The organism is Sulfitobacter sp. SBS6, from assembly GCF_048285585.1.
GTDB classification, from domain to species: Bacteria; Pseudomonadota; Alphaproteobacteria; order Rhodobacterales; family Rhodobacteraceae; genus Sulfitobacter; species Sulfitobacter pontiacus.
The window spans coordinates 461,889-482,351 of the sequence record NZ_JBLWBA010000006.1 but is presented as its reverse complement, the minus strand read 5'-3'; the positions used below and the strand labels follow the sequence as shown (position 1 = coordinate 482,351).

General features: G+C 61.3%; 19 protein-coding genes. 9 read left to right on the top strand and 10 right to left on the bottom strand.

The features are described 5' to 3' along the window. Nucleotides 1-159: 159 nt before the first annotated feature. The 3 genes from pgeF to lgt are packed head-to-tail and all read right to left on the bottom strand — an operon-like array spanning nucleotide 160 to nucleotide 2,857. A complete protein-coding gene (gene pgeF / locus ACNQ62_RS11215; RefSeq protein ID WP_289080891.1) occupies nucleotides 160-915 on the bottom strand; it encodes a peptidoglycan editing factor PgeF in 756 nt (251 codons plus the stop codon). Beyond that, nucleotides 912-1,976 (bottom strand): class I SAM-dependent methyltransferase, encoded by a 1,065-nt coding sequence (locus tag ACNQ62_RS11210; protein WP_418094897.1) that lies wholly within the window; start codon nucleotides 1,974-1,976, stop codon nucleotides 912-914. The genes pgeF and ACNQ62_RS11210 overlap by 4 nt, the downstream gene beginning before the upstream one ends. After that, nucleotides 1,973-2,857 (bottom strand): prolipoprotein diacylglyceryl transferase, encoded by an 885-nt coding sequence (lgt, locus tag ACNQ62_RS11205; RefSeq protein ID WP_418094896.1) that lies wholly within the window; start codon nucleotides 2,855-2,857, stop codon nucleotides 1,973-1,975. The genes ACNQ62_RS11210 and lgt overlap by 4 nt, the downstream gene beginning before the upstream one ends. 96 nt (nucleotides 2,858-2,953) lie before the next feature. Between lgt and ACNQ62_RS11200 the strand changes: the two genes are divergently transcribed. The 5 genes from ACNQ62_RS11200 to ACNQ62_RS11180 all read left to right on the top strand — a co-directional run bounded on the left by ACNQ62_RS11200 (nucleotide 2,954) and on the right by ACNQ62_RS11180 (nucleotide 6,156). Beyond that, nucleotides 2,954-3,196 carry an accessory factor UbiK family protein gene (locus ACNQ62_RS11200; RefSeq protein ID WP_005849508.1) on the top strand — a complete coding sequence of 81 codons (243 nt, stop codon included), beginning with the start codon at nucleotides 2,954-2,956 and terminating at the stop codon, nucleotides 3,194-3,196. A gap of 331 nt (nucleotides 3,197-3,527) precedes the next feature. Continuing rightward, nucleotides 3,528-4,028, top strand: a complete 501-nt coding sequence (locus tag ACNQ62_RS11195; protein ID WP_418094895.1) for a YbjN domain-containing protein — start codon at nucleotides 3,528-3,530, stop codon at nucleotides 4,026-4,028. A 34-nt stretch (nucleotides 4,029-4,062) separates the two neighbouring features. Next, the gene (gene proC / locus ACNQ62_RS11190; protein ID WP_418094894.1) at nucleotides 4,063-4,878 is read left to right on the top strand and encodes a pyrroline-5-carboxylate reductase; all 816 of its coding nucleotides are present in this window, start codon (nucleotides 4,063-4,065) and stop codon (nucleotides 4,876-4,878) included. Then, the gene (locus tag ACNQ62_RS11185; RefSeq protein WP_005849502.1) at nucleotides 4,871-5,209 is read left to right on the top strand and encodes a tRNA-binding protein; all 339 of its coding nucleotides are present in this window, start codon (nucleotides 4,871-4,873) and stop codon (nucleotides 5,207-5,209) included. Before proC ends, ACNQ62_RS11185 begins: the two co-directional genes overlap by 8 nt. After that, the gene (locus tag ACNQ62_RS11180; protein WP_260003562.1) at nucleotides 5,206-6,156 is read left to right on the top strand and encodes a 2-hydroxyacid dehydrogenase; all 951 of its coding nucleotides are present in this window, start codon (nucleotides 5,206-5,208) and stop codon (nucleotides 6,154-6,156) included. The genes ACNQ62_RS11185 and ACNQ62_RS11180 overlap by 4 nt, the downstream gene beginning before the upstream one ends. Here the strand turns inward: ACNQ62_RS11180 and ACNQ62_RS11175 are convergent. The 4 genes from ACNQ62_RS11175 to ACNQ62_RS11160 form a co-directional block, all read right to left on the bottom strand. After that, a complete protein-coding gene (locus ACNQ62_RS11175; protein WP_005849498.1) occupies nucleotides 6,153-6,731 on the bottom strand; it encodes a thymidine kinase in 579 nt (192 codons plus the stop codon). The genes ACNQ62_RS11180 and ACNQ62_RS11175 overlap by 4 nt on opposite strands. A gap of 120 nt (nucleotides 6,732-6,851) precedes the next feature. Beyond that, complete coding sequence (locus tag ACNQ62_RS11170; protein ID WP_418094893.1) at nucleotides 6,852-7,976, bottom strand: beta-ketoacyl-ACP synthase III; 1,125 nt, start codon at nucleotides 7,974-7,976, stop codon at nucleotides 6,852-6,854. A gap of 161 nt (nucleotides 7,977-8,137) precedes the next feature. Further along, nucleotides 8,138-11,497 carry a carbamoyl-phosphate synthase large subunit gene (gene carB, locus ACNQ62_RS11165; RefSeq protein ID WP_064217119.1) on the bottom strand — a complete coding sequence of 1,120 codons (3,360 nt, stop codon included), beginning with the start codon at nucleotides 11,495-11,497 and terminating at the stop codon, nucleotides 8,138-8,140. A 148-nt stretch (nucleotides 11,498-11,645) separates the two neighbouring features. After that, entirely contained in the window at nucleotides 11,646-12,410 is a 765-nt protein-coding gene (locus tag ACNQ62_RS11160) for an alpha/beta fold hydrolase (RefSeq protein ID WP_418095013.1), read from the bottom strand. Between the two features lie 54 nt (nucleotides 12,411-12,464). On the opposite strand from ACNQ62_RS11160, the gene ACNQ62_RS11155 reads away from it, so the two are divergent. Then, nucleotides 12,465-12,839, top strand: a complete 375-nt coding sequence (locus tag ACNQ62_RS11155; RefSeq protein ID WP_418094892.1) for a hypothetical protein — start codon at nucleotides 12,465-12,467, stop codon at nucleotides 12,837-12,839. A gap of 163 nt (nucleotides 12,840-13,002) precedes the next feature. Here the strand turns inward: ACNQ62_RS11155 and glyA are convergent, their stop codons facing one another. After that, entirely contained in the window at nucleotides 13,003-14,280 is a 1,278-nt protein-coding gene (gene glyA / locus ACNQ62_RS11150) for a serine hydroxymethyltransferase (protein WP_132997743.1), read from the bottom strand. A gap of 171 nt (nucleotides 14,281-14,451) precedes the next feature. Here glyA and ACNQ62_RS11145 point away from each other — a divergent pair, with 171 nt between their 5' ends. Then, nucleotides 14,452-15,207 (top strand): NAD kinase, encoded by a 756-nt coding sequence (locus ACNQ62_RS11145; RefSeq protein WP_005849487.1) that lies wholly within the window; start codon nucleotides 14,452-14,454, stop codon nucleotides 15,205-15,207. Nucleotides 15,208-15,318: 111 nt separating this feature from the next. Further along, nucleotides 15,319-15,516 (top strand): CsbD family protein, encoded by a 198-nt coding sequence (locus ACNQ62_RS11140; RefSeq protein ID WP_005849485.1) that lies wholly within the window; start codon nucleotides 15,319-15,321, stop codon nucleotides 15,514-15,516. Nucleotides 15,517-15,587: 71 nt separating this feature from the next. Here the strand turns inward: ACNQ62_RS11140 and ACNQ62_RS11135 are convergent, their stop codons facing one another. Then, nucleotides 15,588-17,483, bottom strand: a complete 1,896-nt coding sequence (locus tag ACNQ62_RS11135) for a propionyl-CoA synthetase (protein ID WP_005849483.1) — start codon at nucleotides 17,481-17,483, stop codon at nucleotides 15,588-15,590. 304 nt (nucleotides 17,484-17,787) lie between these two features. Here ACNQ62_RS11135 and ACNQ62_RS11130 point away from each other — a divergent pair, with 304 nt between their 5' ends. Next, complete coding sequence (locus ACNQ62_RS11130) at nucleotides 17,788-17,916, top strand: hypothetical protein (protein WP_005849481.1); 129 nt, start codon at nucleotides 17,788-17,790, stop codon at nucleotides 17,914-17,916. A gap of 60 nt (nucleotides 17,917-17,976) precedes the next feature. Here ACNQ62_RS11130 and ACNQ62_RS11125 read toward each other — a convergent pair whose 3' ends face one another. Further along, complete coding sequence (locus ACNQ62_RS11125) at nucleotides 17,977-20,250, bottom strand: NADP-dependent malic enzyme (RefSeq protein ID WP_037944737.1); 2,274 nt, start codon at nucleotides 20,248-20,250, stop codon at nucleotides 17,977-17,979. Nucleotides 20,251-20,463: the final 213 nt, after the last annotated feature.

The following is a 20,463-nucleotide window of genomic DNA, read 5'->3' as shown; positions in this document are numbered from 1 at the left end:
AAACCTGGGCGCGGTTTGTGGCACGACCTCAAAAGCGCGAAACACCCTTGAATTTATGACCTGTGGTAGAAAATGCGCCGCTATTCAAACAGGCTGCTGGCTGGCTATGGGGCGAAATTTGGGCAGGTACCTGTCGCATTGCTGCCTAAATTCACGCTGCTACAGCACAATCGCAGCGATCAGCCGGCCATAGTCAGCCTCTTTCGCGTGGGTGCTGCGACGGTAGCTATAGAAACGATCCGCATCGCTATAGGTGCAGTGGCGCGTCCATTCCGCATGGCCCACACCTGCCGCGCGCAGTCGGTTCAGGCCAAAGCCCGCAAGGTCGAATTGCATCCGGTCATCGGCACCATTTGCAAAATAGCGGGCGAATGTCGGATCTTCTGCTAGGAAGGCATCGATGAACTCTGGCCCGACCTCATAGGCGCGCTGGCTGATGCAGGGGCCGATCACCGCTGTGATATTATCGCGCGTGGCCCCAAGGTCTTCCATCGCCTCGACCGTGGCAGTCAGCACCCCGTCAAGCGCGCCGCGCCAACCGGCATGCGCCGCCCCGATCACGCCGGCCTCGGCGTCGTGGAACAGCACAGGCTGGCAATCAGCGGTCAGGATCGACAAGGCCAGCCCCGGTGTCGCGGTGACCAGCGCATCGGCGCGGGGCTTCTCGTTCAGGGGGCCATCGACGTTAATGACGGTGGCGGAATGGATTTGGTGCACGCCAACCAGATGGTCCGGTGCCACGTCCATTGCATCGGCGACACGGGCACGATTGATCTCTACGACCTCGCGCTGGTCGGAACTGCCAACCCCGCAATTCAGCCCGGCAAACACGCCAGAGGAGGCACCGCCGCGGCGCGTAAAGAACCCGTGGCGCACGTCGCCAAGACTATCGGAGGTGAGTATTTCCAGCGTCATGGTTCCAATCCTGGGGGCGGGTTGTGGTGCGGAGGATAAATCCCCATCACTTTAAACAAATTTCCCATTTCTGACGGATGCGTCAAGCGTCTATGTGCGGCGACATGGGCGTTCAGCGCGTCGTCGGTCATGCCCTTGGCAAGGGTCTGTGCGCGTTGTGTGATCCCGAGGCGTTCAAGAAAGACGCCCTGCGGGGTGATGCGGGTGTGGCTGGCCGGTGCGGCTGCGAGGGCAAGCTTTTCAAAATCGACGTGTGCTGTCAAATCGGCTTGGCCGGGAGCGGCCAGCGGATCGGCTTTTTCATGCCCCCGCAGCGCCTGCAAGGTATCGCCCAGACTGTGCCAGTCGCCATAATCCACGATCAGCGCGGCGCCGCCGTGGGTGGCGATCCGTTCCGACACGGGGTGGAGGATCGGCGCAAGCTGCGTGCAATCCTCGACCAGATCGCCAGGCGTGGTATCGGCCAGCCGGTCGGCCAGCGCGGGTTGCGGCAGTTCGGGCCCCAGCCCAAAGCTCAACGCGCCGTCCGCCAGCCCAACCTGCCGTTCGTGCCACGATGTTTCGCCACGGACGAACTGGCGGATCGGCAGCGCGTCGAAAAATTCATTCGCCACCAGAAAAAGCGGCTGATCGGGCAGCGCGTCGGTCCTGTCGGCCCAGATCACCTGATGCCCCGCAAGGGTCTTGGCCTGCACATCGCGCAGCGTCGGGGACGCCTCTACCAGCGTAATTTGCGCCGCCTCGATAAAGCCGGGCACATTGCGGGTCGCACGCAGGATATCGGCCATCAGCGTGCCGCGGCCGGGGCCAAGCTCGGCCAAGGTGAAGGCCGAGGGCGCGTCTTGGGCGATCCAGCTCTGCGCGAGACACAGGCCCAACAGCTCTCCGAACATCTGGCTGATCTCGGGGGCAGTGGTGAAATCGCCTTGGGTGCCAAAGGGGTCACGGGTGGTATAATAGCCCTGCGTCGGATGCAGCAGGCAGGTGGCCATATATTCGTCGATCCGCATCGGCCCGTTGGACGCGATGCGGCTGTGTAGAATGTCGCGCAGTGTGGTCATGCCTTGCGCGTCGCCCGCAAGATCAGGAACACCCCGATGGCAATCATCGGCAGGCTCAGCAGTTGGCCCATGGTCAGCCCCCAGCCGTTTACATGCCACGCCAGCCCCAGCGGGTTGTTGGCGCTGACAAATTGCGCATCCGGTTGGCGTACGAATTCGACGATGAAACGCGCGGCCCCGTAGCCGGCCAGAAAGACGCCGCCGATCAGCCCCTCCGATTTCAGCCCGCCGCGGCGCCATGCCAGATAGATCAGCAGGGCCCCAAGGATCAGCCCTTCAAGCAGCGCCTCATATAGCTGCGAGGGGTGCCGTGCACAGATTGTCGCAATGTCCGGGCAGTCCTGTGCGGCCACCGTGGGAAAGGCCACGCCCCAGGGCAGATCGGTGGGGCGGCCCCAAAGCTCTGCGTTGATGAAATTCGCCAGACGCCCCAGAAACAGGCCGGGTGCCAGCCCCAGACAGACGACATCACCGGTAGAGATCGTGCTGATGCCGTGACGTTTGGTATAGGCGACGCCCGCAAAGATCACTCCAAGCGCGCCGCCGTGGAACGACATGCCCCCCTCCCAGATCCGCAGGATCTGCGCGGGATTGCTGAGGTAGTAGCCCGGTTGATAGAATAGTACATATCCCAGACGCCCGCCCAGAATGACGCCCAGAATGACCCAGAAAAGCAGATCCTCGACCTGCTGTTTGGTCATGACGGGGGTATTGCCCGCCCAAAGCCGGGGCCGTTCAACAGCGCGCACAACGATGCGCCAGCCGACGAGGATACCGGCGATATAGGCCAGCGCATACCAGCGCAGGGCGACGGTCATGCCAAATAACGTGAACGAGAAAATCTCGGGCGATAGGTCGGGGAAGGGGAGCATTGCATTCATGCGCTGATTGAGCCTGACCGTAAACGGAAGTCAACCTTGCGAGAACCCGCTTTGCACACCATATAGTGAGCAACAGCCGATCAGGAGAGAATGACCATGCAAACGCGCAACAAGATTTTCGACGACATCTCGCAGATGATGACCAATGCCATGGGCGTGGCCCAAGGGGCCAAGACCGAAGCAGAGACCGCGATGAAGGGAATGCTGGACCGTTGGCTGGCAGACCGTGATTTTGTGACACGCGAAGAATTCGATGCGGTGCGCGCCATGGCGCAAAAAGCCCGCGAAGAGAATGAAGCGCTGAAGGCGCGGCTTGATGCGATGGACAGCAAGGGCTGATCGCCGCGCTCATCCTCGGCCAACTTTGTACGATGTGATCCGCACCCGCCTTTTGGCGGGTGTGTTCGTTTTTGGGGTGTCACCTTCGCTTCGAATGCTGTCTGTCGGGGTCAGCGCCCTATAGATTGGGGGTTATGCTGCTTTTATCCACAAGATACTGAGGTTATCCCCTATCTTTCGTGGTTACCCCCAGAAAAAGACTTGCCTCAGGGCCGCGTTGCGCGCACCATATTTTGTATAGGTCGCTAAGAGCTTCGGCGATTTATGGTAGATGCACCCATGTATTGATGTGCCTGCGCATATGAATACCCGGATCCAAAGAGGTGACCACATGGCCCTGACAGAGCAGTATCTTGAAGAAGACATTCACCCCATCGACATCGTAGAAAATCTCGCGGCGTATCACGACTGGGACTTCGACCGTATATCGGACGAACAGATCGCGATGGCCGTCGAACGGCAGTGGCGGACCTATTCCATCACCCTCGCGTGGTCGCCCTTTGACGAAACCCTGCGCCTTGTCTGCACCTTCGAAATGGATCCGCCCGCGGAAAAACTGCCGGTGCTCTATCACTTGCTCAACGATGTGAACGATCAATGCTGGACCGGTGCTTTCACCTATTGGCCGGAACAAAAGCTGATGGTTTATCGCTATGGGCTGGTTCTTGCCGGGGGGCAGGATGCCTCTGCGCAGCAGATTGATACCATGATCAACGCCGCCGTGAGCAACGCAGAGCGGTATTATCCCGCGGTGCAACTGGCGGTTTGGGGCGACCAGACGCCCCGACAAGCCCTTCAGGTTGCCATTGCAGAGGCGTACGGCCACGCATAGGTGTATCCCCGAATGTTAATTTAGGGGTACAGATATGAAAGATACGCGCATCGCCAAAGACGGTTTGGTTCTACTGGGCTGTGGCAAGATGGGATCCGCGATGCTGGCGGGCTGGCTGGCACGCGGGCTTCCGACATCTTCGGTATATGTCATCGATCCGAAACCCTCTGATTGGTTGAAAGAGCAGGGCGTGCAGTTGAACGTCGATCTGCCCAAGGAGCCCGCTGTGGTTCTTGTGGCGGTGAAGCCGCAGATGATGGGTGACGCGCTGCCCACGTTGCAGGCCATGGGCAACGGCAAGACGGTGTTTGTCAGCGTCGCCGCCGGCACCACCATCGCGACGTTTGAGAAAACGCTGGGGGCACAGACGCCGATCGTGCGCGCCATGCCCAACACACCCGCCGCCATCAGCCAAGGTATCACCGCCATCGTCGGCAACGCCCACGTCGACGCCAAGGGTATGGATGAAGCCGAAGAGCTGCTGTCGGCCGTGGGCGACGTTGTCCGGCTGGAGGAGGAAGCCCAGATCGACGCAGTCACTGGGGTCAGCGGCTCGGGTCCGGCCTATGTCTTCCACATGATCGAAACCATGGCCGCGGGCGGGATCGCGCAGGGGCTCAGCCCCGAGCTCGCGCTAAAGCTCGCCACGGCGACGGTGGCAGGGGCCGGGGCGCTGGCGAAATCCGCCGACGAAGGTCCGGACCAGCTGCGCATCAACGTGACCAGCCCCAACGGCACCACACAGGCCGCGCTGGACGTGCTGATGAGCGAGCAAGACGGCTTTCCGGTCCTGCTCAAACGCGCTGTGGCGGCGGCCGCCGATCGTTCGCGTGAGCTTTCGAATGGCTGAGATCAGCTTTGACGACTTCATGAAAGTCGACATCAGGGTCGGGACGGTCACCCGTGCCGAACCCTTCCCCGAGGCGCGCAAGCCCGCGATCAAGATGTGGATCGACTTTGGTCCCGATATCGGAGAGCGTAAAACCTCGGCCCAGGTGACGGTGCATTACACGCCCGAGACGCTGATCGGCACGCAGGTGATGGGGGTGGTCAACTTCCCGCCGCGTCAGATCGGGCCGTTCATGTCCGAAGTTTTGGTGCTTGGGGTGCCGGACGAGGACGGGGCGATTGTGCTGATGCGCCCCACGCAACCCACCCCGAACGGAGGACGTCTGCATTGACGAAACTACTGATCGCCCGCCCTGCGCCCCCCGAAGTGCACGAGGCCCTGCAAGGCTTTGACGTGACCTATCGCGAGGACAGCGCGCCCTTGTCCGAGGACGAGATGCAGGACGCCCTGCGCGACTATGACGGGGTGCTGGCCACCTTGGGCGACCGCTTTACCGCGGATGTCTTTGGCAAGGTCGGCATGCCACGGTGCAAGATGCTCGCCAATTTCGGGGTGGGCTATAACCACATCGATGTCGAGGCGGCAAAGGCGGCGGGGCTTCAGGTCTCTAACACGCCCGGTGCTGTGACCGATGCCACCGCCGATATCGCCATGACGCTGATGCTGATGGCCGCACGGCGTGCGGGAGAAGGCGAGCGGCTGGTGCGGTCAGGGCAATGGTCCGGATGGGAGCCTTCGCAGCTTTTGGGCATGCATCTGACGGGCAAGACTGTCGGGATCGTCGGGATGGGGCGTATTGGTCAAGCCGTCGCGCGGCGCTGTCACTACGGCTTTTCGATGGATGTGAAATACTTTAGCCGCAGCGCGAAAAGCGTCGCCTATCCGGCGGAACATATCAGTGATCTCAAACAGTTGGTCGCCGCTGTTGATGTGGTCGTTATCGCCGTGCCGGGCGGGGATGACACGCAGCATCTGATCAATGCGGATGTGCTGGCGGCGATGCAGCCCCATGCCTTCCTGATCAACATCGCGCGCGGCAATATCGTCGAGGAAGCCGCTTTGATCGAGGCGCTGCAAGCGGGCACCATCGGCGGCGCAGGGCTGGATGTGTATGAGTTCGAACCAGAGGTGCCGCAAGCCCTGCGGGATCTGGATAACGTGGTGCTATTACCGCATCTAGGCACGTCCTCCCGGGAGGTGCGTGTGGATATGTGGATGATGGCGGTTGAGAATTTGAAAGCGGGCGTCGCGGGCGAAACGCCACCGAACCTCGTTTAACGGCCCACGGCCTCGCGCCAATGTCGGCGGCATAATGAGATATAGGTCTCGTTGCCGCCGATCTGCACCTGCGCCCCTTCGCGGATCGCTTTGCCTTCGGCATCCTGCCGCACCACCATCGTCGCTTTCTTGCCGCAGTGGCAGATCGTGCGCACCTCGCGCATTTCATCGGCAAGGGCGAGCAGCGTCGCAGACCCAGGGAAGAGCAGACCCCGGAAGTCCACGCGCAGCCCGTAGCACATGATAGGCACCCGCAGGTCATCCACCGCACGCGCCAATTGCCAGACCTGATCAGGGCTGAGGAACTGCGCCTCGTCGATGAAGATGCAGGCGCAAGGGCCTTCAGCCAAACGCTTTTCGATCTTCGCCAGAAGGTCTTCGTCTGTCTCGAAAGTGTCGGCCTCGTGCCCGATCCCGATACGCGATGCGATCCGCCCGTGTCCGGCGCGGTGGTCGAATTTCGCGGTCATCAGATAGGGGACCATGCCGCGTTCGACATAGTTATGAGCCGCCTGCAGAAGCACGGTCGATTTGCCCGCGTTCATGGTTGAATAATGAAAGTAAAGCTTTGCCATGGCCCTCTTTAGCGTCAGGCGACCTTGGCGTTCAAGGTGGGGGGAGGGCAGCGGGGGCGCGTCTGTCGCAGACCGCGCCCCACATGTCACAGGTGTTGAAGTGGCCCTGTGCCGCCGGGCTTAGCCGTGGCGCTGCACCAGCACAGACCCCACGGAATATCCGGCCCCGAAGGAACAGATCAGCCCAGTGTCCCCATCGGTCAGATCGTCGGAGTATTTTGAAAACGCGATGATCGACCCGGCAGAGGAGGTGTTGGCGTAGTCTTGCAGGATGTTCGGCTGCTCGCCCGCTTCGGGCGCGCGACCCAGCACTTTGCGACCGATGAAGTCATTCATCGATTTATTCGCCTGATGCAGCCACAGACGCTTTAGATCAGCGGCCTCAACGCCTTCGTCAGCCATGTGGCCCGCGATGTGTTCGGCAACCATCGGCAGCACTTCCTTGAACACCTTGCGCCCGTTCTGCATGAACTGCATGTCGCGGCGGTCCGCGACGCCATCGGGGCGGGACCGGCGTAAAAAGCCATTGTTGTTGCGGATGTTGTTCGAGAACTCGGTCGCGCAACGGGTCGATTTGATCTCGAAATAAGCACAGGCTGCGTCTTCGGCGCGTTCGATCAGCACGGCGGTGGCCACGTCCCCAAAGATAAAGTGGCAGTCACGGTCGCGCCACTCCAGATGGGCCGAGCATATCTCGGGGCAGACCACCAGCGCAGAGCGGATCGAGCCGGAGCGGATCATATCCGCCGCCGCTTGGATGCCGAAGGTCGCGGACGAACAGGCGACGTTCATATCGAAGGCAAAGCCGTTGATATCCAGCAACTGCTGGATTTCGATCGCTACCGCCGGATAGGCGCGTTCAAGGTTCGACGCCGCGCAGATGACGGCATCAACATCAGCCGCGGTTTTCCCCGCCGCCTGCAACGCCTTTTGCGCCGCATCCAGCGCGATCTCGGCCATCAGGCCGGGTTCGTCGTCGGACCGTTGGCGCAGCAGGGGGTGCATCACCTTGGGGTCCAAAATACCCGTCTTATCCATGACATAGCGCTGTTCGATCCCCGACGCCTTGACGATGAACTCCTCTGACGAGTGTTCCTTGGCGGGCAACTCTCCGGCGTCGATCTCAGCGGCGTGTTCGACATTGTACAGATCGGCATAGGCGTTGAACGCCTTGACCAGCTCGGCGTTGGTGATGACCTGTTCCGGCGTAAAGATGCCGCTACCAGTAATGGCGGGTGTGTACATGGGTAAACCTTTTTCAGCGTTGTCCGAGTAGGCCAAGAAACGGCTGCGGGGTCAAGTCCAGCGGGGGCTGGCATGCAAGGGCGACGGACAATGAGAGGGGGAGGAAAGGGGAAAGACCTGCGCCACGCATCAAAGACGCGGCGCAGGTCAGAAAGGGCAGGTTAGCCCTGAAGCGATTTAACGCCGATCTCGTCTTCGGCTTGTGCCTTGATGGCCAGCGCTGCGGCATAGGCACCGGCGGCCGTGGTGAAATACGGGATCTTGTCATACAGCGCGATAGAGCGGATGGATTTGCTGTCCTCGACCGCCTGCGCGCCTTCGGTGGTGTTCATCACCAGTTGGATCGCTTCGTCCTTCATCATGTCAGTGATGTTCGGGCGACCCTCGTAGACCTTGTTCACGATCTCGCAGGCGATGTCATGCTCTGTCAGCCAGGCGGCGGTGCCACGGGTGGCGCGCAGGGTGAACCCTTGCTCAAGCAGGATACGCGCGGCGGTCAGCATGTCGTCCGACTTGTCCATATCCTTGATCGAGAAGAACACACAGCCCTTGCGCGGCAGCGGGTTGCCCGCGCCCATCTGCGCCTTGAGGAAGGCACGGGGGAAGTCGCGGTCCCAGCCCATAACCTCGCCCGTTGACCGCATTTCCGGCCCAAGCAGCGTGTCGACACCGGGGAAGCGGGCGAAGGGCAGCACGGCTTCCTTGACCGAGAACCAAGGCATGTTCGGGTCCGCCAGTGTCATTGGATCACCCAAAGGCAGCACGTCGTCATAGGCGGCATCGTCACGGTAGGGCGCGCGTTGCGGGAAGGCCGACAACTTTTCGCCCGCCATGATCCGCGCGGCGATTGACGCAATCGCGCTGTCCGTCGCTTTGGCGACAAAGGGCACGGTGCGCGAGGCGCGGGGGTTGACTTCGATCAGGTAGATCTCGCCGTCCTTGACCGCGAACTGGATGTTCATCAGGCCCACTACATTCAACGCCAGCGCCAGCGCCTTGGTCTGTTTTTCAACCTCGGCAATGATCTCGCGGCTCAGCGAATAGGGGGGCAGCGAACAGGCGCTATCGCCCGAATGAACGCCGGCCTCTTCGATGTGCTGCATGATGCCCGCAACGTGGACATCCGTGCCGTCTGACAGCGCGTCGACGTCCAGCTCTACCGCGCCCGAGAGATAGTGATCCAACAGCACGGGGCTTTTGCCCGATACGACCACCGCGTCGCGGATATAGCGTTCAAGGCTGGCCTGATCGCGCACAATCTCCATCGCGCGGCCGCCCAGAACGTAAGACGGGCGGATCACCAGCGGAAAGCCGATGTCTGCTGCGATCTCAAGCGCTTCGGCGTCGGAGTGGGCGATACCGTTATGCGGCTGCTTCAGGCCCAGCGATTGCACCAGCTGCTGGAACCGTTCGCGGTCTTCGGCAAGGTCGATCATGTCGGGCGTGGTGCCAAGGATCGGGATGCCCGCCTCTTGCAGCGCTTGCGCGATCTTCAGCGGTGTCTGGCCGCCGAACTGCACGATGACGCCGTGCAGCGTGCCGTTTTCCTGTTCGACCCGCAGGATTTCCATCACGTGTTCAAAGGTGACGGGTTCGAAATACAGCCGGTCCGAAGTGTCATAGTCGGTCGAGACGGTTTCGGGGTTACAGTTGACCATGATCGTCTCGTAGCCCGCGTCGGTCAGCGCATAGCAGGCGTGACAACAGCAATAGTCGAACTCGATCCCTTGGCCGATCCGGTTCGGGCCGCCGCCCAGAATGACGACTTTCTGACGGTCGCTGGGGCGGGCTTCGCATTCGACCTCGTCAAAGGCGGGTGCCTCGTAGGTAGAATACATGTAGGGCGTTTGCGCTTCGAATTCGGCGGCGCAGGTGTCGATCCGTTTGAACACGGCCTTGACGCCAAGGTTCAGACGCGCGCGGCGCACGTTGTCTTCGTCGCGACCGGTCAGCGTGCCAAGGCGCGCATCGGTAAAGCCCATCATCTTGAGCTTGCGCATCCCGTCTTCGGTCAGCGGTAGCCCGTCTTTGCGGACCTGCGCCTCGGCGTCGACGATCTCGCGGATGCGGGCAAGGAACCACGGGTCGAACATGGTCACACCGTGGATATCCACGTCGGACATACCGTGACGCATCGCCTGAGCAATGGTGCGCATCCGGTCGGGGGTCTGCTTGCTGATCGCGGCAATCAGCGCGGCTTCGTTCTGTGGTGCGTCGGCGGGCAGGTCACTGTCCAGACCGGGGATGTCGATTTCGTCAAAACCGGTCAGCCCGGATTCCATCGACGCCAGCGCCTTTTGCAGCGACTCGTGGATCGTGCGGCCAATCGCCATCGCTTCTCCGACAGACTTCATCGCGGTCGTCAGATAGGGTTCGGAGCCGGGAAATTTCTCGAACGCGAATTTCGGGATCTTGGTGACGACATAATCGATTGTCGGCTCGAAGGAGGCAGGCGTCACGCCGGTGATGTCGTTGTCCAGCTCGTCTAGGGTAAAGCCCACCGCCAGCTTGGCCGCGATCTTGGCGATGGGGAAACCCGTCGCCTTGGACGCCAGCGCAGAAGAGCGCGATACACGCGGGTTCATCTCGATCACGACCATGCGGCCATCTTCGGGGTTCACGGCCCACTGCACGTTCGATCCGCCTGTTTCCACGCCGATTTCGCGCAGCACGGCGATCGAGTGGTTACGCATGATCTGGTATTCTTTGTCGGTCAGCGTCAGGGCAGGGGCCACGGTGATCGAATCGCCTGTGTGCACGCCCATCGGGTCGACGTTCTCGATCGAGCAGACGATGATCGCGTTGTCAGCGGTGTCGCGCACCACTTCCATCTCGTATTCTTTCCAGCCAAGCAGGCTCTCATCAATCAGGATCTGACCCATCGGCGACGCGTCCATCCCCGAGCGGCAGTAGAATTCGTAATCGTCGCGGTTATAGGCCACGCCGCCGCCGGTGCCACCCATTGTGAAGGCAGGGCGGATGATGGCGGGCAGGCCGACATATTCCAGCGCGTCGAGCGCAAGCTGAACGCCCGCCGCAAGGTCTTTTTTACCGCTGGCGGCAACGGGCGCGGTGACGATGGTCGCCTTGGGGTTTTCGATGCCCAAACGGTCCATCGCCTCGCGGAAGAGCTTACGATCCTCTGCCATTTCAATGGCTTCGCGTTTCGCGCCGATCATCTCGACGTTGAATTTCTCGAGCACGCCCATCTCTTCGAGCGCGAGCGAGGTGTTCAGCCCGGTCTGACCGCCCATCGTTGGCAGCAGCGCGTCGGGGCGTTCTTTCTCGATGATCTTGGCGACGATTTCAGGGGTGATGGGTTCGATGTAGGTGGCATCCGCCAGCCCCGGATCGGTCATGATCGTCGCAGGGTTGGAGTTCACGAGGATGACGCGGTAGCCTTCCTCTTTCAGGGCCTTACAGGCCTGCGCGCCGGAGTAGTCGAACTCGCACGCCTGACCGATGACAATGGGCCCCGCTCCAATGATCATGATCGACTGGATATCGGTTCTTTTTGGCATGGCTCAGGCCCCCGGATGTTTGCAAATTCTCCGCGTTATAGGCTTTGGGGGGAGAGGTGCAAGGGGGCATCTCGGGATATGGGGCGTGTTTTCAGGCAACACCCATGTGGCAGGGGCGCAGCACCGCCCGATACGGTGCCCCTTTGCCTCACCCCAGCGTCAGGAAGGCCCGCAAAGACGCCTCGAAGTCGCGCGGCTTTTCTGCGTGCAGCCAATGGCCCGTGTCCGGCAGCTTGGCAAAGCGCGCTTGCGGGAACAGCGCCTTGATCACGGGGCGGTCTTCGGGTTTGACATAGGTGGAGTTGCCGCCGGACAGGAACAGCACCTCCCCTTCGTATTGTCCATCGACCCCATCGGGCCAGCCGACGATCTTGGACATCTCTGCCTCAAGCACATCAAGGTTCAGCTTCCACGTCTTGTTGGGCACATCCAGCGACTGGGTGAAAAAGCTTTGCAATGCGGGCTCGACCCCCGCAGCCGCCAATTGGTCAGAGGCGTCGGAGCGGCGGGTGAGCGTGCCCAGATCGACCGTGCGCATCGCATCGATAAACTCTTGCTGGCTGTGGCCATAAGCGACAGGCGCGATATCGGCGACCACCAGACGGTTCACCAGTTCGGGATGGTTCAGCGCCAGCATCATGGCCGCCTTACCGCCCATCGAATGCCCGCAGACGTCCATTGGCGCGCCAAGATGGGTGATGACCTCTGCCAGATCGGCGGCCATCTCGGGGTAGCTTTGCGTCTGCGCGCGCGGGCTGTCCCCGTGGTTGCGCATGTCGAGGGTCACCACGCGGCGCTGGTCGGACATCCGTTTGGCGATCACGCCCCAATTGCGGCCTGACCCGAAAAGACCATGCACGATCAGCAGGGCAGGGGCGTCGCCTGTGGTGCCATATTCAGTGTAATTCAACATGCCCAAGATGTAGGGCCATTGCAGCCGATGTGCCAGACCGTTTAGGGTTGAAACATGCTGGATCAAAAAGACCTAGAGACCAAGGCACGTGAAATGCAGCGCGGCTTGCAGGCAAAGCTGGGTGTGCAGGGGCGCGATGTCTCTCATGCGTTGGCGCGCGCAGGGCGACGTCTGCCCGCGCGGGTGCGGCGTGAGGGCAGGGTCTTTGCACAGGCGGCTTTTATGGCGCGCAACCCCAAGATGGCACGCAGGCTCGAGGGCGCGACGGTGCAGTCCGCCTATGACCGCGTGATGGAGCATCTTGCCGGGATCGACGTGGCCGAACGGCGCAAGGACCGCTGGCTTGGTCTTGCGGCCAGCGTGGCGTTCAACCTGATGTGCGTGGCGGTGGCGTTCATCACATTTCTGTGGTGGCGCGGCTACGTCTGACGGGCGCTGCTGTTACGATCAAATACGCAAAAGCCCCGCTGCGGACCTGCAAGCGGGGCTTTGTTTTGAAGCGTGGTTTGGGGCGCTGCCCCGCCCTTGCGGGCCCCCCGGGATTTAATCCATTTGGAAGGGCCCGGGGCACATCGCTTTAGAGGTTGGGGCTTTAGAGGTCGGGATAGATCGGGAAGCGGGCGCAGAGCGCTTCGACTTCGGCTTTGACCTTGGCTTCGACCTCGGCGTTGCCATCGGCCCCATTGGCGGCCAGCCCGTCGACAACCTCGATGATCCAGTCGGCGATCTGACGGAATTCATCCTCACCAAACCCGCGTGTTGTCGCCGCAGGCGAGCCCAAACGGATTCCGGAGGTGACCATGGGCTTTTCAGGGTCAAACGGCACACCGTTCTTGTTGCAGGTGATATGCGCGCGGCCCAGGGCCTTTTCGGTGTCGTTCCCTTTAACGCCTTTGGGGCGCAGGTCGACCAGCAGCAGGTGGGTGTCGGTGCCATGGGTGATCGTGTCGAGCCCGCCTTTGATCAGCTGGTCGCTGAGTGCTTGGGCGTTCTTGATGACCTGTTGGATGTAGGTCTTGAACTCGGGCTTGAGCGCTTCACCAAAGGCCACGGCCTTGGCCGCGATCACATGCATCAGCGGGCCCCCCTGAATACCGGGGAAGATGGCCGAGTTGAACTTTTTCGCCAGCGCTTCGTCGTTGGTCAGGATCATGCCGCCGCGCGGACCGCGCAGGGTTTTATGTGTGGTGGTTGTCGCCACATGCGCATGGGGGAAGGGGGAGGGGTGTTCGCCCGCAGCGACCAGACCGGCAAAATGGGCCATGTCCACCTGCAGGTAGGCACCAACCATATCCGCAATCTCGCGCATCCGCTTGAAGTCGATCTGGCGCGGAATGGCGGAGCCACCGGCGATGATCAGCTTGGGCTGGTGCTCTTTCGCGAGCGCTTCGACCTGGTCATAGTCAAGCTGGTTGTCTTGTTTGCGCACGCCGTACTGGATGGCGTTGAACCATTTGCCGGATTGGTTCGGCTTGGCCCCGTGGGTCAGGTGGCCGCCCGCGTCGAGGCTCATGCCCAGAATGGTGTCACCGGGTTGCAGCAGCGCGGTGAACACGCCCTGGTTGGCTTGGCTGCCCGAATTCGGCTGCACGTTGGCGAAGTCGCAGTTGAACAATTTGCACGCGCGTTCAATCGCCAGGTTTTCCGCCACATCGACAAAATCACACCCGCCATAATAGCGGCGGCCCGGGTAGCCTTCGGCATATTTGTTGGTCATCACCGACCCCTGCGCCGCCATGACAGCCGCAGACACGATGTTTTCGGAGGCGATCAGTTCGATCTCGTTACGCTGGCGACCCAGCTCGTCTGTGATGGACCCAAAGATTTCGGGATCGGCTTCGGACAGGGGGGTGGTGAAAAAACCGGACATGGGCGTGGTTCCTTTGACTACGTGTGCGGGTTGCGGGCTATCTAGCTTAATCCGGCACGGGGGTGAAGGTCGTAATGCGCCGGTCGCACCGTCATATGCGGCAAAGCTGGTAGGTCGGCGCGATATGTGGTTCTTTTGACTGTGAATATCCCTCATTGGAAACATCCGCCCATGAAGATCGCTTTTATCGCCAGCCGCTCTGATGTTGCACAGGATGCGTTGACGGCGCTGAGCGCACGATACGGCAATGTCACGCGCGAGGAGGCAGAGGTCATCGTCGCCCTCGGGGGGGACGGGTTCATGCTGCAGGCGCTGCACGACTCGCAAGAGCTGTCGACGCCGGTCTATGGCATGAACCGCGGCACCATCGGGTTCTTGATGAACGCCTATGCCGAAGAGGATCTGGTGGATCGTCTGCGCGCAGCAGAAGAGGCGGTGATCAACCCGCTGGTGATGGTCGCCACACATGCGAATGGCGAGACCTCCAAGGCGCTGGCCTTGAACGAGGTCGCCTTGCTGCGCGAAGGACCGCAGGCCGCCAAGCTGCGGATCAGCGTCGACGGGCGCGTGCGGATGGAGGAGCTGGTCTGCGATGGCGCACTGGTGGCGACGCCTGCCGGGTCCACCGCCTATAATTACTCCGCGCACGGCCCGATCCTGCCGATTGGCGCGGATGTGCTGGCCCTGACGGCGATGGCGGCGTTTCGGCCACGGCGCTGGCGCGGGGCCTTACTGCCGAAAACGGTGACCGTGCGCTTTGATGTGTTAGAGCCCGCCAAACGCCCTGTGATGGCCGACGCCGACGGGAATTCCTACCGCGATGTCGTCGCGGTCGAGATCACCTCGGACCCGTTGATCAAGCACCGTATCCTGTTCGATCCGGGCCACGGTCTGGAAGAACGGCTGATCAGCGAGCAGTTCAACTAATCCGCGTTTCAGACGGAACCGCGGTGCCTTTGGCGCGTTGATATTCCGAGACGCATGAGAGGCCATTCAGGTGCTTTCATCGTTTGGAATTATAGCAAAAGGAGACCTGACATGAATTGGGATACAATCAAAGGTAACTGGAGCCAGATGACCGGTAAGGTCAAAGAAGAATGGGGTGATCTGACCGACGATGACCTGACAGAAGCCGCCGGCGAACGCGACCAGCTGGTCGGCAAGATTCAGGCGCGCTACGGCGTTGCCAAAGACGAGGCTGAGCGTCAGGTAGACAGCTTCGTGGCCAAACACTAACTGGTCTAGATATCGAATAGAAAAGGCGGCTGTTACAGCCGCCTTTTTCGCGTTCTGGGGTGCCGGATCTATCAGGTATCCTTGGCGTAGCCGATGGTTTGCAGTGCCGACTTGATCTCGTCCAGAATGGCCGGATCGTCGATCGTTGCAGGCAATTTGAACGGCTCTGCATCCGCCAGTTTGACCATCGTCGCCCGCAGGATCTTGCCTGAACGCGTCTTGGGCAAACGATCCACCACCAGCGTCATCTTATAGGCTGCCACTGGCCCGATCTGGTCACGCACCCGTTGCTGGCATTCGGCTGCAATCTCGGCATGGGGGCGGTCGACCCCTTTGGACAGGCACACAAACCCCATCGGAGCCTGCCCTTTCAGCGGATCGCTGACGCCGATCACGGCACATTCAGCCACATCGGGGTGGCCGGCCAGAACCTCCTCCATCGCGCCGGTGGACAAGCGGTGACCGGCGACGTTGATCACGTCATCGGTGCGCGCCATGATATAAAGATATCCATCCTCGTCGATCCTGCCCGCATCCCCCGTTTCGTAGTATCCGGGATAGGTCGTGAGGTAACTTTTGCGGAAGCGATCTTCGGCATTCCACAGGGTTGGCAGCGTGCCGGGAGGCAGGGGCAGCTTGATCGCGATAGACCCCAAAGTGCCAGCGGGTTGCGGCTCGCCCGCCTCGTTCAGGATTTGCACGTCATAACCCGGCATCGGCACCGTAGGGGAGCCGACCTTGACCGGCAGCGCCTCCAGTCCGGCGGGGTTGCCGACGATGGTATAGCCGGTTTCGGTCTGCCACCAATGGTCATAGACGGGTATGCCCAGCTTTTCCTGCGCCCAGATCACGGTGTCTGGGTCGGCACGCTCGCCCGCCAGATACAGCGCGCGCAGGCAGGAAATGTCGTATTTGCCAATCTCCTCGCCCTTGGGATCTTCGCGTTTGACGGCGCGGATCGCGGTGGGGGCGGTAAAGAAGCTGCGGACATTGTGTTCGGAAATGACGCGCCAGAAGGTGCCCGCATCGGGTGTGCCCACGGGCTTGCCTTCGAACACAACGGTGGTGTTGCCATGCACCAGCGGGCCATAGCAAATGTAGCTGTGCCCCACGACCCAGCCCACATCGGAGGCGGCCCAGAAGACATCGCCCGGATCGACGTTGTAGATGTTCTTCATCGTCCAGTTCAGCGCCACCAGATGCCCCGCGGTTTGGCGCACCACGCCCTTGGGCGCGCCGGTCGTGCCCGAGGTGTAAAGAATATAGGCGGGGTGGTTTCCCTCCACCGCGACGCAGGGCGCGGGGGTGGTGCCTTTTTGCGCGGCGTGCCAATCCAGATCGCGCCCCGGTGTCAGATCGCAGGGGGCCTGTTCGCGTTGCAGGATCAGGCAGAAATCGGGTTTGTGGTCGGCCTGTTCAATGGCCCCGTCAAGCAGCGGCTTATAGGCCACCACACGTGCCGGTTCCAACCCGCAGGATGCGGCGATGATCGCTTTGGGGGTGCAGTCGTTGATCCGCACGGCCAGTTCGTTCGAGGCAAAGCCGCCGAACACGACCGAATGTACCGCCCCGATCCGCGCGCAGGCGAGCATCGCCTCAAGCGCTTCGGGGACCATCGGCATATAGATGATCACGCGGTCGCCTTTGCCCACGCCATTGGCCTGTAGCGCACCGGCGACAGCGGCGACGCGGGTTTGCAGCTCGGCAAAGGTGATCTTGGTCTGGGTGCCGGTGATCGGGCTGTCATGGATGATCGCCACCTGATCGGCACGGCCGTTTTCCACATGGCGGTCAACGGCATTATAGCACGCATTTACTTTGGCGTCGGCGAACCATTCGTACAGATCATTGCCCTTGTCGAACAAAGCCTGACGGGGCGCTTCCTCCCAATCGATGGCTTTGGACTGCTCTAGCCAGTAGGCTTCAGGGTTGTCCTGACAGCTTTTGTAAATGTCGTGATATCCCATATGCGGTTCCCTCCCGTGAACGCGAATACCATTTGGTAGGCCACGGCCGCGGGAAAGAGCAAGAGCTTGCGCCTATATCGCGGCCATCCGGCAACAAAGTTTACAGCCGCTCCCCCGCGCGCGGTGTCAAAATTTACAAGCGCGTTTCGGCCGGTGTCCGGTAGCGCACAGATTTTCGCGCAGCGCATGTCGAATATGACCCACCGCGTCGAATTTGGATCAGATCAATCGCGCAAAGGGGCGCAGCATCACGGATAGGGACGGCATGTCGCCGCCCTTCGTCTTTGAACAAAGGTTCAGAACAATGGGTGATAAGCTCGCCAACAAGAAGAAAAAGGCCAAAGCAGACGCACGGCCTGCCAAGCCGATGCCAAGCAGCGTGTCTGACATCAAGGCACCCTTTGCGGCCAAGGGCACCAAACCGGCCAAGTAATTCCGGCCGGTTCCGGTCCATGCGCCGCCCCGCATAAGGGCGGCGTTTTCACCCGGGGTGTCAGCCGTATTCGGCGACCGGCGTACCGGCGATAGCACCGACGTTCAGCAGCCCGCGCGCGGTGATCGACGGAGAGACGATATGAGCACGGTTGCCCATCCCCATCAGGATCGGCCCAACCTCAAGCCCGCCTCCCTTCATCTTCAGAATATTGCGCACGCCCGATGCCGCATCCGCATGGGCAAAGACAAGAACATTCGCAGCACCTTCCATCCGGTTCGAGGGCAGCAGGCGGCTGCGCAGCTCGGGGTCGAGTGCGGCATCGATGTTCATCTCGCCCTCATAGCAGAAATCATGGTTGCCCGCATCCAGCAGCCGCAGCGCCGCGCGCAGACGTTTGCCCGACCCTTCGCCCTGATTGCCGAACTGGCTTTGCGAACACAGGGCGATCTTGGGTTCGATGCCGAAACGTTGCACGTGACGTGCAGCGCCGATGGCGATTTCGGCGATCTGTTCGGGGGTGGGGTGCAGATGCACCTGCGTATCCGCGATAAACAGCGGCCCATCTTCCAGGATCATCAGCGACAGGGCCCCGTGGGGGCGCCGCCCGTCGCGACCGAGAACCTGTTCGATATAATTCATATGCCAGCGGAATTCCCCGAAGGTGCCGCAGATCAGACTGTCGGCCTCTTCGCGGTGCACCATCACCGCGCCGATGGCGGTGGTATTGGTGCGCATGATGGCGCGCGCGATATCGGGCGACACGCCGCGGCGGGCCATCAGGTTGTGATAGGTCTCCCAATAGTCGCGGTAGCGCGGGTCGTTTTCGGGGTTCACCAGATCCACCGTCTCGCCCAGCTTGATGGTCAGACCTGCCTTTTCGATGCGCCGTTCGATCACCTCGGGGCGGCCGATCAGGATCGGGCGTTCCTTGGTTTCCTCAACCATGGCTTGGGCGGCGCGCAGCACGCGTTCGTCTTCGCCTTCGGCAAAGACGATCCGGCGCGGGGCCACGCGCGCGGCCTCGAACACGGGGCGCATAAGCATGGACGATTTGAAGACCGAGCTGTCCAGCTTGTGGCGATAGGCGCCCAGATCCTCGATCGGGCGGGTGGCGACGCCGGTGTCCATCGCGGCTTTCGCGACGGCGGTAGAGACGACCCCGATCAGGCGCGGGTCAAAGGGTTTGGGGATCAGGTAGTCGGGGCCAAAGGTCAACTGTTCGCCCTGATAGGCGGCGGCAGCCTCGGCGGAGGTGGTGGCACGGGCAAGCGCTGCAATCCCGTCGATACAGGCGATCTTCATCTCGTCATTGATGGTGGTTGCCCCCACATCCAGCGCACCGCGGAAGATAAAGGGAAAGCACAATACGTTGTTGACCTGATTGGGAAAATCCGACCGGCCCGTTGCGATAATCGCATCAGGGGCCACCGCACGGGCCAGATCGGGCATGATTTCCGGCGTGGGGTTGGCCAGCGCAAAGATGATCGGCTGCGGGGCCATTTTCTGCACCATTTCGGGGCTCAGGACACCGGGACCAGAGAGGCCGAGGAACAGATCGGCATCATGGATCACGTCGGCCAGATCACGCAGGTCGGATTTCTGCGCGTATTCCGATTTGATCGGGTTCATGTCGATCTCGCGGCCCTCGTAGACCAGACCGTGAATGTCACAAAGCCAGACGTTCTCGCGCTTCACGCCGAGTTTCAGCAGCATGTTCAGACAAGCGATGCCCGCCGCGCCGCCGCCTGTGGATACGATCTTGATGTCCTCGAACTTCTTGCCCGCCACGAAAAGCGCGTTCTTCACGGCGGCCCCAACGACAATCGCGGTGCCGTGCTGGTCGTCGTGGAAAACCGGAATGTTCATCCGCTCGCGGCAGATGCGTTCGACGGTAAAGCAATCGGGGGCCTTGATGTCTTCGAGGTTGATCGCGCCGAAGGTCGGCTCTAGCGCGCAGACCAGTTCGGCGAGCTTTTCGGGGTCGTTCTGGTCCAGCTCGATGTCGAAGCAATCGATATTGGCGAATTTCTTGAAAAGGACGGCCTTGCCCTCCATCACTGGTTTGGAGGCCAGCGCGCCGATGTTGCCAAGCCCCAGAACCGCCGTGCCATTGGTCACCACACCCACAAGGTTCGCGCGGGTGGTGTAATGCGCGGCTGTGGTCGGGTCGGCCTTGATCTCAAGGCAGGCTTCGGCCACGCCGGGGGAATAGGCGCGCGCCAGATCGCGGCCGTTCGCCAGTGGTTTGGTCGCGCGCACTTCGAGTTTTCCGGGCTTGGGGAAAGCGTGATAGTCAAGTGCGGCTTGGCGCAGATTGGGCGCATCGGTCATGTTTTGGCGGTCCTTTAAGAGAGTAGTTTAGCGTTAAACTATTTTGCCAGCCGCGCCAACACGACTTTTGGAGCGGGGCGTGTCACCGCCCATGCGGCGCAGATCATGGGGCGGGAAGGGGGCCAGCCCCCATCGTGGCAGGCCACGATTCCCCCGGAGTTTGTCTGGCAAAATGAAGCATGGCATTTTTCCGCTTTTGGCATCGCAACTTTG